We start from the raw sequence: 16,610 nt of genomic DNA, 5'->3' as shown, positions 1-16,610 counted from the left end.
CGACCACCGCCGATGCTGCTGGCAGAGCTCCCGCGCGAACGGATCAGGCAGCCGGAACCGGAAGCAGATCCATCACTCTGGCAACGACATCTTCGATGCCGATGCCTGTGGTGTCGATGAGGACAGCATCGTCTGCCGGCTTCAGGGGCGCCACGGTACGCTGAGCATCACGGGCGTCGCGGGCCATGATCTCGCGCAGGAGGTCTTCAAAGTTAACAGAAACCCCCTTGTCTTTCAACTGCTTATGCCGGCGCTCGGCGCGCTCCTCGGCACTGGCGGTCAGGAAGACCTTGTAGGGGGCGTCCGGGAAGATGACCGTGCCCATGTCGCGGCCATCGGCGACGAGCCCCGGCTCCATCCTGAATGCGCGCTGGCGCTCCTTCAGGGCGGCCCGGACCTCGGGAATGGCGGCAATTGCCGACGCCAGCGCTCCGGTGGTCTCCAGCCGCAGCTCGTCGGTGGCGTCGGTGCCATTGACCAGGACCCGCATGGCATCGCCCTGCTCGACGAACTGGACATGGGTGTCAAAGGTGCAGCGCACCAGCGCGGAGGCATCGGAGGTGTCGATGTCGGCCCAGCTGGCCGCCACGCCGACGGCGCGGTACAGAGCGCCCGAATCCAGGTAGTGCCAGCCCAACCGGCGCGCCACGATGCGGCTGATGGTACCCTTGCCGGCCCCTGATGGGCCGTCGATGGTCAGGACGGGAACAAGTGGATTCATGGGGGTCCTTGCGCGTGTGAAGGGGGCATTCTAGCCCCTGCCAGACACCCCGTAACGGGCCATTTGTGCAACCACTTGAAACCATGGGGAAAAGCCCGGTAGAATGGCGGGCTTGAACGAGCGTCAACTGCCGATTGTCTTTCGCATATCGCGGCCACGCTCCACCCGAACAACTACTGTTTACGCCGAGGTATGTCATGAAAGTTCTGTCCTCCCTGAAGTCGGCGAAGGCCCGTCACCGTGACTGCAAGGTCGTGCGTCGTCGTGGCAAGATCTTCGTCATCTGCAAGTCGAACCCGCGTTTCAAGGCGCGTCAGCGCTAAGCCCAACGGTCCTTGTGACCGCGGCTGGCCCCACGCGGGGCCGACCCGATGCAAAAAGCCGCCTTCGGGCGGTTTTTTGTTTATGCGGTTTTTTCCTGCCGTTTTTGCTGTAATCGCTGTTCTTGACCACTGGGGAGTAGATCGAGATGACGCGTTACCTGTGCACCCTGGCCGTACTGGCCACCCTGGCTGCCGCCACTCCGGCGCTGGCCGATACCCTGCTTGTCGACCGCGCCCGCGAAAAGCCGGCCGGCGCCCTGCCCGTCCGCGGCCAGAGCATGCAGCAGGTGCAGTCCCAGTTCGGCGCGCCGGCAGAGCAGCTGCAGCCGCGCGGCGGACAGAAACGGCAATGGCCGACCATCCACCGCTGGGTGTACCCACAGTTCACCGTCTACTTCGAGAAGCAGAAGGTGATCGACGTGGTGGCAAACCAGGCGGATCCGAACGAAATCGGCCCCAAGCCGCCGATCCGTTGACCCCCATGCCCGCCACCGGCGGGCGCGTGTAGCGAGACCATGAACCAGACCCTTCGTTTTCCTGCCGAATGGGAAGCCCAGAGCGGCGTCCTGATTGCCTGGCCCACCGCCGACACCGACTGGGCCGACCGCCTGGGCCAGGTGGAAGAGACCTACATCGCCCTGGTTGCGGCGATCACCCGCTTCCAGCCGGTGCTGATCTGCGTGGCCGACGATGACGTGGAGACCTACGCCGAGATGCGGCTGCGCTCCAACCGCATCGACATGGACAAGGTCCACTTCACCACCGCCGCGTACGACGATACCTGGCTGCGTGATTCGGGCCCGATCACCCTGCGCCGGGCCGATGGCAGCTTCCAGCTGCTGGACTTCCGCTTCACCGGCTGGGGCGGCAAGTTCGATGCCACCCTCGATGACCAGCTGGTCGGCGTGCTCGACCAGGCCGGCGTGTTCAACGACGCGACGGTGCGCAGCATTCCGTTCGCACTGGAAGGCGGCGGCATCGAAACCGATGGCGAAGGCACCCTGCTGACCACCTGGAAGTGCCTGCACGAGCGCCATCCCGACCGTGACCGCGACAGCCTGAGCGCCGACCTGGCGAACTGGCTGCAGCAGGAGCGCGTGCTGTGGCTGGATCACGGCTACCTGGAAGGCGACGACACCGACGCCCATATCGACACCCTCGCCCGCTTCGCCTCGGCCGACAGCATCGTCTACCAGGCCTGCGACGACGAGAGCGATTCGCACTACGCCGAACTGCAGGCGATGGGTGCCGAGCTGGCCGCACTGCGCACGCGCGACGGCCAGCCGTACCGCCTGTTCCCGTTGCCGTGGGCAAAGCCGGTGATCGATGAAGGCCGCCGCCTGGCTGCGTCGTATGCCAATTACCTGATCGTCAACGGCGCGGTGCTGATGCCGGCCTATGGCGACCCGGCCGACGACCTGGCCCGCGATGTGCTGGCACAGGCCCATCCGGGCCGCGAGATCGTGCAGGTGCCCTGCCGCTCGCTGATCTGGCAGAACGGCAGCCTGCACTGCATCACCATGCAGCTGCCGGCAGGGCTGTTAAAGGCGTAAAGCAACGGTAGTGCCGGCCGCTGGCCGGCAACCAGGCGATGCCTGCTGGATTGACGGAGTGCCGGCCAGTGGCCGGCACTCCCATTCAACCATTCAGCAGCCAACACGCTGTCATGCCGCATCCGCGTTAACATGCGGGTTTTCCCCCGCAGGATCGCCCCGCATGAACTCGCGCAGCCCCCTTACCGTCGCCCTGATCCAGGAGCGCAACCACGGTGATGCCGCCGCCAACCTGGCGGTGATCGAAGCGCGTGTTGCCGACGCTGCGGCGCAGGGCGCGAAGCTGGTGCTGCTGCAGGAACTGCACAACGGTCCCTACTTCTGCCAGCACGAATCGGTCGATGAATTCGACCTGGCCGAGCCGATCCCGGGCCCGAGCACCGAGCGCCTGGGCGCGCTGGCGAAGAAGCACGGCGTGGTGCTGGTCGGCTCGCTGTTCGAGCGCCGCGCTGCCGGCTTGTACCACAACACCGCCGTGGTCTTCGAAAAAGACGGCACGTTGCTGGGCAAGTACCGCAAGATGCACATTCCGGACGACCCGGGTTTCTACGAGAAGTTCTACTTCACCCCGGGCGACATCGGCTTCAAGCCGATCGACACCTCGGTCGGTCGCCTCGGCGTACTGGTGTGCTGGGACCAGTGGTACCCGGAAGCGGCGCGCCTGATGGCGCTGGCCGGTGCGGAGCTGCTGCTGTACCCCACCGCGATCGGCTGGGACCCGGATGACGTGCAGGACGAGAAGACCCGCCAGCGCGACGCCTGGGTGCTGAGCCATCGTGGCCATGCCGTGGCCAACGGCGTGCCGGTGCTCAGCTGCAACCGCGTGGGCCATGAAGCGTCGCCGCTGGGCGCCTCGGGCATCCAGTTCTGGGGCAACAGCCACGTGCTGGGCCCGCAGGGCGAGTTCCTGGCCGAGGCCGGCACCGACGCGACCATCCTGATGTGCGAGGTTGACCTGCAACGCAGCGAGCACGTGCGGCGCATCTGGCCGTTCCTGCGCGATCGTCGCATCGACGCCTACGGCGATCTGCTCAAGCGCTACATCGACTGACCCGGAGCCCGCGCATGGCCGTACTCATCCGTGATGCCGGCCCTGCCGACATCGCTGCGATCACCGCGATCTACGCGGTGGAAGTGACCGACTTCGTCAACACCTACGAGTACGAGATTCCCGACCAGGCCGAGATGCTGCGCCGCATGCGCGACATCATCGACCGCGGCTTCCCCTACCTGGTAGCCGAGGTCGACGGCCAGGTTGCCGGCTATGCGTATGCCAACACCTACCGCACGCGCATCGCCTACCAGTGGACCGTTGAGAACTCGGTCTATGTCGATGCCCGCTTCCAGGGCCGTGGCGTCGGCACCAGCCTGCTGCAGGCACTGATCGATGCCTGTACCGCGCGCGGCCATCGACAGATGGTGGCGGTGATCGGCGAACCGACCAATACCGCTTCCATCAAGCTGCACGAACGCTTCGGTTTCCAGCTGGTGGGCGTGTTCCGTGGCCTCGGCCGCAAGCACGGCCGCTGGCTGGACACCGTACAGATGCAGCGCGCGCTCGGCGATGGCGCCGATTCCGCTCCTTCCAATGAATGATTCCATGACTGAAACCCTTCCCGAAACCGGCGACGATCTGTTTGCCGGCCAGCCCGTACGCGTGGTCGAACGCGATGGCGTGCGCTACACCCTGCTGGGCACCGCCCACGTCTCCCATGCCAGCGTCGAGGCGGTGGAGAAAGCCATCGACAGCGGCCGTTTCGATGCAGTGGCGGTCGAGCTGGACCCGCAGCGCCTGCAGGCGCTGAGCGACCCGGACACGCTGGCCAAACTGGACCTGGTGGAGGTGATCCGCAAGGGCCGCGTCGCGTTGTTCGCGGCCAACCTCGCGTTGTCGGCCTACCAGCGCCGCTTGGCCGAACAGCTCGGCATCGAGCCCGGCGCCGAACTGAAGCGTGCAGTGGAACTGGCGCGCGAGCGCAACCTGCCGGTGCACCTGATCGACCGCGAAGTCGGCCTGACATTCCGCCGCGCTTCGCAGCGACTGGGCTTCTTCGGCAAGCTGAAGCTGGTGGCCGGGCTCGGCGCCGGCCTGTTCTCGTCCGAGGATGTCGGCGAAGACGAGATCGAGAAGCTGAAGCAGGGTGACATGCTGGAATCGAGCTTCGGCGAGTTCGCCAGCGAGAACCCGGCCCTGTACGAAACGATCATCGGCGAGCGCGACCGCTACATGGCGACACGTCTGCGTGAAGCGCATGATCCGCAACAGCGCGAAGTGCTGGCGGTGGTCGGTGCCGGTCACCTGGCCGGCCTGGCGCGTTACCTGGAAACCGATACCGAGGCGCCCGCGCCGTTGCGCGAGCAGCTGGAAGCGGTGCCGAAGAAGCGCAACATCCCGTGGTTCACCCTGGCGATCCTCGCCATCGTGGCCACCGGCATCGGTGTCGGCTTCTATCGTGGTGGACTGGGCGTGGGCACCGAACTGCTGGCGACCTGGGCGATGTATACCGGCGGTCTGGCTGGCCTGGGCTGTCTGGTGGCCGGCAGCCATCCGCTGAGCATCCTCACCGCGATCGTGGTGGCGCCGTTCAAGCCGTTCCGCCTGAGCATCCCCACCGGTGCGTTCTCGGCACTCGTTGAAGCACGCCTGCGCAAGCCGACCTACGAGGATTTCCTCAAGCTGCGTGACGACGCGCAGTCATTGAAGGGCTGGTACCGCAACCGCGTCACCCGCGTGGTGCTGACCTTCATGCTGACCAATCTGGGCAGCATGCTGGGCCTGTGGCTGACTGCCGGCAAGGTGTGGAGCAAGGTTGCGAGCTGATTGCGCTGCCCCGCCGGGCATGGCCCGGCGCTACCGGTAGGTGCCAACCTTGGTTGGCACGACATTTAGACGATACGGCAATGAAAAAAAGGGGGAGACCGCCCCACTACGACCGGTCTCCCCCCACCACAAACACGTTGTGTCGTGCATTACAGCCGGGCAGCGCCCGGCTCTACCGCATCCAGCCCGCGGGCGCGCTGGATCAGGCGTACCACCGCACTGCGCAGGTCATCGAGCACCGCGTAGATCGTCGGCAGGAACAACAGGCTAACCACGGTCGAGAACGCGAGGCCACCGGCAATCGCACGCGCCATCGGCGAGTACTCCGGCCCGTTGCCGAACATCTGCGTATCGGTCAGCGAGATCGGCACCATCGCCAGGATCGCCGTGCCCATGGTCATCATGATCGGGCGCAGACGCTCGCGTGAGCCTTCGACCAGCGCCTGGGTACGCCCCATCCCGCCCCGGCGCAGATTGTTGATGTGCTCGATCATCACGATGCCGTTGTTCACCACCACACCCATCAGCACCAGGATGCCGATGAAGGACATGATCCCGAACGAGGTGCCGGTGATCCAGAACAGCCAGAACACGCCGAAGATCGAGAACAGCACGCCACTCATGATCGCCGCCGGGAACAGCAGCGATTCGAACACCGCGGCCATCACCACGTAGATCATCACCAGCGCGATCAGCAGGTTGAACACCATCTGCTGCATCGCCTCGTTGTCATCGCCGTAGTCGCCACCGTCGAAGGTGAAGCCGTAGCCGGCCGGGAAGTTCATCGGCTTGAGCACGGCTTCCATGGCCTTGCGGCCGTCCGGCGCGGTGATCTTCTCGGCCAGGTTGGCCTTGATGGTCAGCGTGGTCTGGCGGTTGGTGCGGCCGATCTGGGTCGCCGATGAACCCACATCGACGCTGACCAGGCTCAGCAACGGCACGCTGCGGCCATCGCCGGTGCGCACGCTGAAGCCTGCGAGGTCTTCGGGGCTGCTCTGTTCGGCACCGGCAAAGCGCACCCACACCGGCACTTCGTTGTCACCGCGACGGAACTCGCGCATCGGCGCACCGCGCAGCGCCAGGCCGACGAAGCTGGCCACCTGCTCGGCATTGAATCCGAAGGCCGCCGCGCGCTCGCGGTCGACGTGCACTTTCAACTCGCCGCCCTTCTCGCCATTGTCGATGCGCACATCGCGCAGCTCGGCGCGCTGTGCCAGCAGCGGCAGTACTTCCTGGCCGATCTCCTGCAGCATCGCGCTGGAGTCGCCGACCAGCTGTACCTGCACACCCTGGTTGCCGCCACCGCCGCCGCCATCACCGCCCTGGTTGCCAACGAAGTAGTCGGTACGCGCAGACTTCGGCAGGCCCTTGCGCAGCTCCTCCTGCAGCGCCTTGATGTCCTTGGCGTACTTCTCGTCCAGGGTGACCACGGTCGAACTGCCTTCCTGTTCGCTGTACCAGGAATAGACCTGCTGCACGTGCAGGCGCTCGCGGTTCTCCTCGACCCAGGCTTCGACGCGCGCCACTTCCTCGGACATCTGCCGGTAGGTGTAGGCGCCCTTCCACATGTAGCCGATGAAGATGTCCTTGCCACCATCACCACCGAACATGTCGATCTTGGTCAGCTTCATCGGTACCAGACTGACCAGCACCACCAGCAGGATGCCCAGCAGGCTCCAGCCACGATGGCGCAGTGACCAGTCCAGCAGCTGCGCGTATCGACGCTGCAGGCGCGCGATCACGCCGGTCTGCGAATGCACCAGCTTCGGTGTGGCCATGCGTGCGGACAGCATCGGGATCAGGCTGACCGCCACCAACCACGAGGCCAGCAGCGAGACCGAGATGGTGATCGCGATCTGCGCCATGAAGATGCTGATGTTGTTGGTTTCGCCGAACAGGTTGGGTACGAACACGATGCAGTGGCACAAGGTGCCGGCGCTGAGCGCGATGGCAACGTTGCGGGTGCCGATGATCGACGCCAGGCGTGGCTGGTCCGGCAACCGCTCGCGTTCCTGGTAGATGCTCTCGACCACCACCACGGCGTTGTCGACCAGCATGCCTACGGCCAGCAGCAGGCCCATCATGGTCAGGATGTTGAGTGTGACGCCGGCGAAGTACATGAAGCCGAGGGTGATGGTGAAGCAGATCGGAATGGCCAGGGTCACCATCAGCGTGGACGGCCAGTGGCGCAGGAAGAAGAACAGCACCGTCACCGACAGGATCAGGCCGACGCCACCGGCCTCGGCCAGCTCCAGCAGGGACGAGGTCACCGCCTTGCCCTGGTTGTCGATCACCTTGATCTGCACATCGCGCATCGAGTCCTGCGCGCGGATTGCTTCAACCTCGGCAAGCGCGCCGCGTGAGACGTCCACCAGGTTGGCGCTGCGTTCCTTGTAGATGTCCAGGCCGACGGCAGGATTGCCATCGAGGCGGCGGCCGTAGCTCATGCGCGCCGGCTTCAGCCGCACGTCGGCAATGTCACCCAGGCGCAGTCCTTTGGCATTGATGACCAGATCACGCATTTCCTGCAGGTCGGTGATCTCGCCAACGGGTTGTACGCGCACGCGCTGGCCGTTGTCATCGATCTGCCCGGCCGAGATCGAGAAGTTCAGCGTGCGCAGGCGATCGCTCAGCTCATTGATGCTCAGGCCGTGCGCGTTGAGCCGGTTCGGATCGATCGCGATCTCCACCTCGTTCGGCGGGGCGCCGGTGATCTCGACCCGGGCCACGCCCGGAATCCGTTCGATACGCCGCTTGAACTCGCGGTCGAGCATGTCATAGGCGGTGGTCAGGTCGGTGGTACTGGCCAGGCGCACCTTCAGCACCGGCTGGTCGCTGCTGGACCACTTGAACACGTTGTAGCGCTGCACGTCGTCGGGCAGATCGCTGCGGATCGCATCGATGCGTTCGCGCGCGTCGGAAGCGGCGATGGCGATGTCTCGGTCCCAGTCGCTGAACTCGATGAAGATCGAGGCCGCTTCAGACGTGGCCGAGGAGCGCATGCGCTTGATCCCGGTCATCGTCGCCAGCGACTCCTCCACCGGTCGGATGATGGTCCGCTCGACTTCTTCCGGCGTGGACCCGGTATACGGAATCTGCACGAACAGGAACGGTGCGGAGATGTCCGGCAGCGCTTCCAGTGGCAGCCGGAACGAGGCAATCAGTCCGACCACCACCAGCGACACGAAACACATGATGGTGGTGACCGGCCGGCGGATGGAGAACTCGGCAATGCTCATGCCGGTTCCTCCCCGCCCGCGCTGCTGCCCTGCGCGGCGTGCAGGCCTTCACCGGCATGCTTGCGGCCACGTTCGCGGTAATAGGCATCACCGCGGCGGTCCATCAGGTCGTACACCACCGGGATGACCAGCAGGGTCAGCAGGGTCGACACCAGCAGGCCACCGATCACGGTGATCGCCATCGGTGCGCGCACCTCGGCGCCCTCGCCCATCGCCACCGCCAGCGGCAGGAAGCCGAACAGCGTGCACAGGGTGGTCATGATGATCGGTCGCAGGCGCGAGCGCGCGCCTTCCACCAGCGCCTCGTGCTTGGCAACGCCGGCCTCGCGCAGCTGGTTGACCTTGTCGATCAGGATGATCGCGTTCTTGGTGACCAGACCGACCAGAAGGATCAGGCCGATGAACACCACCACCGAGATCGGCTTGCCGGTCAGCATCAGTGCCAGGATCGCGCCGACCAGCGCCAGCGGGATGGTGAACAGGATCACGAACGGATGCAGCAACGATTCGAACTGCGAGGCCATCACCAGGTAGACCAGGAAGATCGCCAGGCCGAAGGCGAAGATCAGCGACTTCGCTGCCTGAGCCAGCTCTTCGCCCTGGCCGCCGATGTGAAGGCCCACGCCAGCGCCCAGCGGCTGTTCGGACACCATCTGCTGCACTTCGCGCATGGCCGCGCCAAGGTCGATGTCGCGCAGGTTGGCCGAGACCACGGCAACCCGAGTCTGGTCAGCGCGATGGATCTCGCTCGGGCCGGTGGTGGCGACCACATCAGCCACTGCGTCCAGGGTGACCGGACGGGTGCTGCCCGGATTGACGATCAAGCGGCGGATGCTCTCCACGCTGGCACGGTCGGTTTCCTGTGCGCGCACCAGCACGTCGATCTTGCGGTCACGGAAGCTGTAACGGGTGGCCACATCGCCGCGCACCTTCTTCACCACCACATCGGCGATCTGCCGCGTGGTCAGGCCCAGTGCACCGGCACGCTCCTGGTCGAAGCGGATCTGGATTTCCGGGAAGCCCTCTTCCACGGTGGATTTGACGTCGGCGTAGTGCGCATTGCCGCGCAGCAGCGCCGCAAGGCGCTGGCCCGCCACTTCCAGGGTGGCCATGTCCTGCCCGCGCAGTTCGATCTCCAGCGGCGTGGAGAAGCTGAACAATGCCGGCCGCGCGAAGTCCACCTGCGCCCCCGGATGCTGACCCATGGTGTCGCGCAGACGCTCGGTGATCTCCGCTTCGGTCTGCGGGTTGCCGCCGCCTTCCATCACGACGGTCAGCTTGCCGATGTTCTCTCCACTCTCGGTCGGGCTGGCATCCAGGCGGGTACCGCTGCCGCTGACGCCATACAGCGATGCCACGCCTTCACCCTTGCCGTGCGCCAACTGCAGCTCGCGCACCAGTGCATCGGTCTGCTTCAGCGGTGTGCCGGCCGGCAGCTTGACCGTCATTTCGAAACGGTCCTGCGCCAACTGCGGGATCAGGTCGGCACCGAGCATCGGCACCAGCGCCATCGTGCCGACGAACGCCAGTGCGGCCAGGCCCAGTACCTTGCCGGGATGGGCCAGCGCACCCGGCAGCAGCCGCAGGTAGCCACGCTCGGCACCGGCGTACGGCTTCATCGCGATGTCGCTGGCCTTGCGCATCACCGGGCCGACCACTGCAGCCACGCCGCGACAGAGGCGCACCACCAACCATGCAAGTGCGTAGAAACCCCAGCGCATCGTTGCCATCACACCACGACGGCCGAGCGCGACCGGCTTCTGCCAGCGGCTCTGCGGCTGCCACGGCTCGGCCGCGGCTTCTTCCGGGAATGCCAGCGGCGGCCGGCCCTTCAGCGAGCTCAGCATCGGGATCAGGGTCATCGACACCAGCAACGAGATCGCGATGGCGATGGCCACGGTCAGCGCCTGGTCGCGGAACAGCTGGCCGGCGATGCCGTCGACGAACACCAGCGGCAGGAACACCGCGATGGTGGTCAGGGTGGAAGCAACCACCGCCATGCTCACTTCGCGGGTGCCGGCGATGGCCGCCTGCAGGATGCCCAGGCCGCGCTCGCGCGCCTTGGCGATGCTCTCCAGCACCACGATCGAGTCATCCACCACCAGGCCCGTGGCCAGTGCCAGGCCGCCCAGCGACATCACGTTCAAGCTCAGGCCGAGCTGGCCCATGAAGAAGAACGTGGCGATGATCGAGACCGGCAACGACAGGCTGATCACGAACGTGCTCCAGCCGTCGCGCAGGAACAGGAAGATGATCAGGATCGCCAGCAGGCCGCCGATCACCGCGTCCTTCTTGACGTCAGCGATGGCGTGCTCGATGAAGCGCGACTGGTCTTCGATGGTGGTCAGTTCGGCATCGGCCGGGAACGTTGCCTTGATCTGCTCCAGACGCTTGCGCAGCGCTTCGGCGGTGGCAACGGTATTGGCGTCGCCTTCCTTGTAGATCGCCAGTTCGACCGATTCCTTGCCGCCCAGGCGGATGACCGCTTCGCGTTCCTTGTAGCCCTGGCGCACGGTGGCCACGTCCTTCAGGCGCACCGGCACACCGTTGGCGACCACGCTGGAGCCGCCGCTCGACGACGCGCTCTGGGCGGCCGACGCAGCAGCAACCGCTGCAGCCGAACCCGTCGACGCCGCAATGTTGAACATCTGCTGCAGTGCCGAGTCGGCCGCACTGCCGTTGGATGCCTGGGTGGTGACCAGCAGGTTGCGGATCTCTTCCAGATCGGCGAACTGGTTGACGGTACGCACCAGGAAGCGCTGCGAGCCCTCCTCCAGGCGGCCGCCGGAAATGTTGATGTTCTCTTCCTTCAACCGCTTGATGACGGTGTCGATCGGCAGGTTGAGCTGGGCCAGTTTCTGCTGGTCGATGTCCACCTGGATCTCGTCTTCCAGACCACCGCCGACCTTGACCGCCGCCACGCCGGTGACTGGCTCCAGCTTCTTCTTCAGGTCTTCATCGGCATAGCGACGCAGGCCGGTCAGTTCACGGATCGCTTCTTCGTCGGTCGCAGGCGCGGCCTTGGTCGACAGCACCAGGCGCATGATCGGCTCGGTGGAGGGATTGAAGCGCAGCAGCACCGGAGCCTTGGCTTCCAGTGGCAGGTTCAGCGCTTCCATCTTGTCGCGTACTTCCAGACTGGCCTGGTCCATGTTGGTGCCCCAGGCGAACTCGAGCACCACATCACTCTGGCCGGTGCGCGAAACCGACTTCAGCTTGCGCAGGTTCTTGACCACGCCCACGGCCTCTTCGACCGGTTGGGTGATCAGGGTTTCCATTTCAGTCGGCGCCGCACCGGTGTACTCGGTGCGGACGGTCAGCGTCGGATAGCTCAGGTCGGGCAGCAGGTTGACCTTGAGGTTGCCCAGCGCGATCAGGCCGAACAGCAGCAGGGTGACCGTGCACATGGCGATGGTGACGCGACGGCGGGTGGCGAACTCCACCAGGCCGCCACGCATGCCTGCGGCGGCGCCGTCGCTCCCTGGCGAGGCACCGTGGTCGTGGCCGGGCGCGGTCATTGCGTGCTCCCGGCCTTCTCTGCCGGCTTGGCCGAGGTGGCTACCGTCCTCGCCTTGGCCTTCGGATCGGCGATCACCTGCACCGCCGTGCCATCGCGCAGGGCGACCTTGCCGGCGGTGACGATCTGGTCGCCAGCGGCCAGGCCCTCACGGATTTCCACCCACGGTCCTTCGGCATAGCCGAGCTTGACCGGCACCCGCGCGACCTTGCCCTCGCGCACCCGGAACACCGCCGGCTCACCATCGTCCAGCAGTGCCAGGCGCGGCACCACCAGCGCATCGGCACGCTGGTCGTAGTCGATGCGGATGCGGCCGAACATGCCCGGCTGCAGCGACTGTGCGGCGCCATCGAAGGCGCTGACCACACGGAAGGTGCCGCTGCCCGAATCCACCACCGGCGCGATGCGGTCGACGACACCGGTGAAGGTCTGGCCAGGCAGCGCATCGGCCGACAACGTGACCGGCTGGCCAGCGCGCAACGTCGCCAGCTCACGCTCGGGCACGTTGAGCGTGGCTTCCAGCCGCGAGTTGTCGACGATGCGGAAGATCGGCGTGTTGATCTGCACGAAGTTGCCGGTCTTGATGGACCGTGAGGCGATCACGCCGGAAATCGGTGCGACCACGGTGGTGTACGACAGTTCCAGCGTGGCCAGGCGGTACTGGGCGCGGATGTTTTCCAGGTCGTAGCGCAGCTGGTCGACGCTGGCCGCACTGACCAGCTGCTGGCTGACCAGCTTCTGTGCACGCTGATAGTCGTTTTCCAGCTTGCGCATCTGCGCTTCGCTCTGCGCTACGGACAAGCGCGCGCGGTCCGGATCCAGCCGCACCAGAGGCTGCCCGGCGCTGACCCGCTGCCCTTCCTCGACCAGCACCGCCAACGCGACGCCCGAGGTCTTGGCCACCACCTGCGATTCGGCGCGCGGCTCCAGTGCTGCGGTTCCGGTGTAGCTGGCGGCCACCGCGCGATGGCTGGCCACGGCCACTTCCACCGGCACCGCGTCGACCTTCTTCTCGTCCTTGGTCTCGGCCGCCTTGGCCTCGTTGTTGGGCCCAGCGGCGCAACCGCTCAGCAGCAGGGAGGTGGAGAGCAGCAGCGCGGCAGCGCAGAGTCCGCTGCGGGGGCCGGGCAGGAAGGTTTGGTGCGACATCGTCAGATCCCTGGAGGATGCGTGGGCAGGTGTTGTAGCAAAGTAATGCACCACTTCACGGCAACACCATATCCCAAAGGTCATGGTGTCTTCACGCCGCCGGTCGGGCCGACCCCATTTCAGCTAGATGAAACCTGAGGCTATACTCGGGTCGTTCCGTACCCCACGCCGGAACGACCAGACCCGAATCCCCGGAAAAGACACCATGCGCCCGCAGCCGCTCGCCGCTTGTCTCGCTCTGGCCGTCCTCCTGCCCCTCGGGGCCGCCGCACAGCCCGCTCCTGCTTCTGCTCCTGCAGCACCCGCCCCGGCACCGGCTACGGCCCCTGTGCCGGCGGCTGCCACGCCCACCGGCAGTTTCGACAATGGCCGTGTGCTGGCCTATACCTGCCAGGGGTGCCACGGCATCACCGGTTACAAGAATGCGTACCCCAGTTACCGGGTACCGAAGATCGGTGGCCAGACCCAGCAGTACCTGACCCAGGCCCTGACCGAGTACCGCCAGGGCAAGCGCCGGCATCCCACGATGCAGGCGCAGTCGATGAGTTTCAGCGAACAGGAGATCGCCGATCTCGCTGTTTACCTGTCCACCGTCAAGTAAGGCCCGCCCATGTCGAAAGCCGCGCATCCACTGCGTCACGCCATCGCCCTGTCCGTCGCCCTGCTGCTGGCGGCCTGCTCGCAGTCACAGGTGGAGAACAGCGAGAAATCCGCCGGCGATCCCGGCCATGCCAGCGGCGAGCACGGATCGTCTTCATCCGCTGGCCTGCCTGCCGGGCGTGAAGCCGCCGGTGAGGCCCGCGCCAAGGTCAAGAGCAAGGCCACCAGCCAGAGCTGCATCGATTGCCACGGTGCCGACGGCAATGCGCCGATCGATCCGACCTACCCGAAGCTGGGTGGGCAATACGGCGATTACCTGGCGCACGCGCTTCAGGCCTACCGTGCCGGTGACCGCCAGCACGCGCTGATGACACCGCAGGCGAAGGACCTGAGCGATCAGGACATCGCCGATCTGGCGGCGTACTTCGGCAGCCGCACGAGCCAGCTGCGGGATCTGCACGGGGTCAAGTGATCGCGCTGGGCGGATCGTGACTGCTGCTGCAATCTGATGCGTTCATGGGCGTTACTTTTCTTTGCGCGCAAAGAAAAGTAACCAAAAGAAACGCTCCGCCATCCGCGAGCCGGTGCTACGCACCGGTACCCTGCGCTCCTCGGTCCGCCGAGGGACGGCGCGGGAACTCGCTGCGCTCAGACACCCGCACCTCTCCGCCCTCGCCGGACCTGCGGTGCTCGGCTCGCTACAAGGCGGAATCAGATCAGAAGCCACAGCCGCCCGCCAAGGCGAGACGGCCGTGGTGGCCGTGGTGGCCGATCAGCCTTCCAGTTCTTCCCAGCGCGCGTACGCGGCATCCAGTTCGGCCTGTACTTTGGCCAGCTGCTGGGTGTGTGCGGTCACTTCGGCGCTGCTGCGCGTGTAGAACGACGGATCGTTCATCGCTGCAGTCAGGCCTTCGACATCGCCTTCGAGCTTTTCAATTGTCTTCGGCAACTGTTCCAGCTCGCGCGCTTCCTTGTAGGGGAGCTTGCGCTTGGGCGCTGCCGGTTCCGCAGCCGCCACCTGCGCAGCGACCGCGGACTTGGCCGCAGCAACCACCGCAGGCGCTGCGGCCACGCTGGCCGCGTAACGCTGCCAGTCGCTGTAGCCGCCCACGTACTCGCCGATCACGCCATCGCCTTCCATCACCAGGGTGGACGTCACCACGTTGTCGATGAAGTCACGATCATGGCTGACCAGCAGCAAGGTGCCGTTGTATTCGCCCAGCAGCTCTTCCAGCAGCTCCAGGGTTTCCACGTCCAGGTCGTTGGTCGGTTCGTCCATCACCAGCAGGTTGGACGGCTGCGCGAACAGCTTGGCCAGCAGCAGGCGGTTGCGCTCGCCTCCGGACAGGCGGGTGATCGGCGCGCGCGCGCGCTCGGGGGTGAACATGAAGTCCTGCAGGTAAGCGTGCACGTGCTTGCGCTTGCCGTTGAACTCGAGGAAATCGCGGCCTTCGGCCACGTTCTCGATCGCGCTCCAGTCTTCGCGCAGCACTGCACGGTACTGGTCGAAGTACGCAACCTGCAGGTTGGTGCCGGCGTTGACCTCACCCTTCTGCGGCTGCAGCTCGCCCAGCAGCAGCTTCAGCAGCGTGGTCTTGCCACTGCCGTTGGGGCCGATCAGGCCGATGCGGTCACCACGCAGGATGGTGGTGGAGAAATCACGGACCATCGTGCGATCGCCGAAGGCGAACGAGATGTCCTTGATGTCGATGACCTTCTTGCCCGAGCTCACGCCCTGGGCCGCTTCCATCTTGACGTTGCCACTGAGGTCGCGGCGCTCCGAACGCTCGTTGCGCATTGCCTTCAAGCGGCGCACGCGGCCTTCGTCACGGGTGCGACGTGCCTTGATGCCCTGGCGGATCCACACTTCTTCCTGCGCCAGCAGCTTGTCAAATCGCGCGTTTTCCTGCGCCTGTGCGTTGAGGCGTTCTTCGCGACGGCGCTCGTAGTTGGCCCAGTCACCCGGCCAGCTGGTGACCTGGCCGCGATCGATCTCGACGATGCGGGTGGCCAGCGCGCGCAGGAAGCGGCGGTCATGGGTGACGAACACCACGCTGCCGTTCCAGTTCTTGAGGAACATTTCGAGCCAGTCGATGGCTTCGATGTCCAGGTGGTTGGTCGGTTCGTCCAGCAGCAGCAGGTCGGGGCTGGAGACCAGCGCGCGACCGAGCAGCACGCGGCGCTTCATGCCGCCGGACAGGCGCGCGAACTCCGCTTCGCCGTCGAGGTCGAGCTTGGTCAGGGTCTCGCTGACGCGCTGATCCAGGCCCCAGCCGTTGGCGGCATCGATCTTGGCCTGCACGTTGCCCAGCGCTTCGCCATCGAACACGTCGGCGTGGCTGAGGTGATGGAATTCGGCGAGCCATTGGCCCAGTTCGCCCAGGCCATCGGCGACGACGTCGAACACGCTGCCGGCGGCGCCGTGCGGCACTTCCTGCTCCAGGCGGGTCACGCGCACGCCCTGCTGCACGCGCACTTCACCGTCATCGGGCTTGTGGTCGCCGGACAGCAGCTTGAGCAGGGTCGATTTGCCGGCGCCGTTGCGGCCGATCAGGGCAATACGCTCGCCCGGTTCGATCGACAGTTCGGCTTTTTCCAGCAACAGCGGGCCGCCGACGCTGAAGTCGACGTTTTGCAGAGTAATCAGAGGCATCCGACCATTGTAGCGGGTTGCGGGGCTTGGCCGG

At 65.7% G+C, this 16,610-nt stretch carries 13 protein-coding genes; 8 read left to right on the top strand and 5 right to left on the bottom strand.

All coding sequences use genetic code 11. The annotated features are described in order from the left end of the window. Positions 1-43: 43 nt before the first annotated feature. Positions 44-721, bottom strand: coding sequence for a (d)CMP kinase (gene cmk, locus ACQ5SA_RS14285; protein WP_032977572.1), 678 nt, complete (start codon positions 719-721; stop codon positions 44-46). Positions 722-918: 197 nt separating this feature from the next. On the opposite strand from cmk, the gene ykgO reads away from it, so the two are divergent. The 6 genes from ykgO (at position 919) to ACQ5SA_RS14255 (ending at position 5,418) form a co-directional block, all read left to right on the top strand. Then, a complete protein-coding gene (gene ykgO / locus ACQ5SA_RS14280) occupies positions 919-1,044 on the top strand; it encodes a type B 50S ribosomal protein L36 (RefSeq protein ID WP_005409283.1) in 126 nt (41 codons plus the stop codon). A 146-nt stretch (positions 1,045-1,190) separates the two neighbouring features. Beyond that, positions 1,191-1,520, top strand: coding sequence for a hypothetical protein (locus tag ACQ5SA_RS14275; RefSeq protein WP_089240526.1), 330 nt, complete (start codon positions 1,191-1,193; stop codon positions 1,518-1,520). Between the two features lie 39 nt (positions 1,521-1,559). Continuing rightward, positions 1,560-2,597 (top strand): agmatine deiminase family protein, encoded by a 1,038-nt coding sequence (locus ACQ5SA_RS14270; RefSeq protein ID WP_499314582.1) that lies wholly within the window; start codon positions 1,560-1,562, stop codon positions 2,595-2,597. Positions 2,598-2,760: 163 nt separating this feature from the next. Next, a complete protein-coding gene (locus ACQ5SA_RS14265; RefSeq protein ID WP_025875046.1) occupies positions 2,761-3,648 on the top strand; it encodes a carbon-nitrogen hydrolase in 888 nt (295 codons plus the stop codon). Between the two features lie 14 nt (positions 3,649-3,662). Then, positions 3,663-4,193, top strand: coding sequence for a GNAT family N-acetyltransferase (locus tag ACQ5SA_RS14260; protein ID WP_025875048.1), 531 nt, complete (start codon positions 3,663-3,665; stop codon positions 4,191-4,193). A gap of 4 nt (positions 4,194-4,197) precedes the next feature. Next, a complete protein-coding gene (locus ACQ5SA_RS14255) occupies positions 4,198-5,418 on the top strand; it encodes a TraB/GumN family protein (RefSeq protein ID WP_499314580.1) in 1,221 nt (406 codons plus the stop codon). 149 nt (positions 5,419-5,567) lie between these two features. Here the strand turns inward: ACQ5SA_RS14255 and ACQ5SA_RS14250 are convergent, their stop codons facing one another. Genes ACQ5SA_RS14250 through ACQ5SA_RS14240 form a run of 3 tightly spaced genes read right to left on the bottom strand, consistent with a single transcriptional unit; the run spans position 5,568 to position 13,323 of the window. Continuing rightward, positions 5,568-8,657, bottom strand: a complete 3,090-nt coding sequence (locus ACQ5SA_RS14250) for an efflux RND transporter permease subunit (protein ID WP_499314578.1) — start codon at positions 8,655-8,657, stop codon at positions 5,568-5,570. After that, a complete protein-coding gene (locus tag ACQ5SA_RS14245; protein WP_499314577.1) occupies positions 8,654-12,175 on the bottom strand; it encodes an efflux RND transporter permease subunit in 3,522 nt (1,173 codons plus the stop codon). The genes ACQ5SA_RS14250 and ACQ5SA_RS14245 overlap by 4 nt, the downstream gene beginning before the upstream one ends. Continuing rightward, positions 12,172-13,323 (bottom strand): efflux RND transporter periplasmic adaptor subunit, encoded by a 1,152-nt coding sequence (locus ACQ5SA_RS14240; protein ID WP_499314575.1) that lies wholly within the window; start codon positions 13,321-13,323, stop codon positions 12,172-12,174. The genes ACQ5SA_RS14245 and ACQ5SA_RS14240 overlap by 4 nt, the downstream gene beginning before the upstream one ends. Positions 13,324-13,528: 205 nt before the next feature. Between ACQ5SA_RS14240 and ACQ5SA_RS14235 the strand changes: the two genes are divergently transcribed. Together ACQ5SA_RS14235 and ACQ5SA_RS14230 are read left to right on the top strand one after the other, a co-directional pair. Then, positions 13,529-13,924, top strand: coding sequence for a c-type cytochrome (locus ACQ5SA_RS14235; protein WP_089240512.1), 396 nt, complete (start codon positions 13,529-13,531; stop codon positions 13,922-13,924). 9 nt (positions 13,925-13,933) lie between these two features. After that, complete coding sequence (locus ACQ5SA_RS14230) at positions 13,934-14,395, top strand: c-type cytochrome (protein WP_099821251.1); 462 nt, start codon at positions 13,934-13,936, stop codon at positions 14,393-14,395. A gap of 300 nt (positions 14,396-14,695) precedes the next feature. Here the strand turns inward: ACQ5SA_RS14230 and ACQ5SA_RS14225 are convergent, their stop codons facing one another. Next, entirely contained in the window at positions 14,696-16,576 is a 1,881-nt protein-coding gene (locus ACQ5SA_RS14225) for an ATP-binding cassette domain-containing protein (RefSeq protein WP_499314573.1), read from the bottom strand. Positions 16,577-16,610 lie beyond the last annotated feature (34 nt).

Origin of the sequence: Stenotrophomonas indicatrix, assembly GCF_050573115.1 — a bacterium.
Taxonomy (GTDB): Bacteria; Pseudomonadota; Gammaproteobacteria; order Xanthomonadales; family Xanthomonadaceae; genus Stenotrophomonas; species Stenotrophomonas lactitubi_A.
The sequence above is the reverse complement of the archived record's forward strand: the minus strand, read 5'-3'. Positions and strand labels throughout refer to the sequence as shown.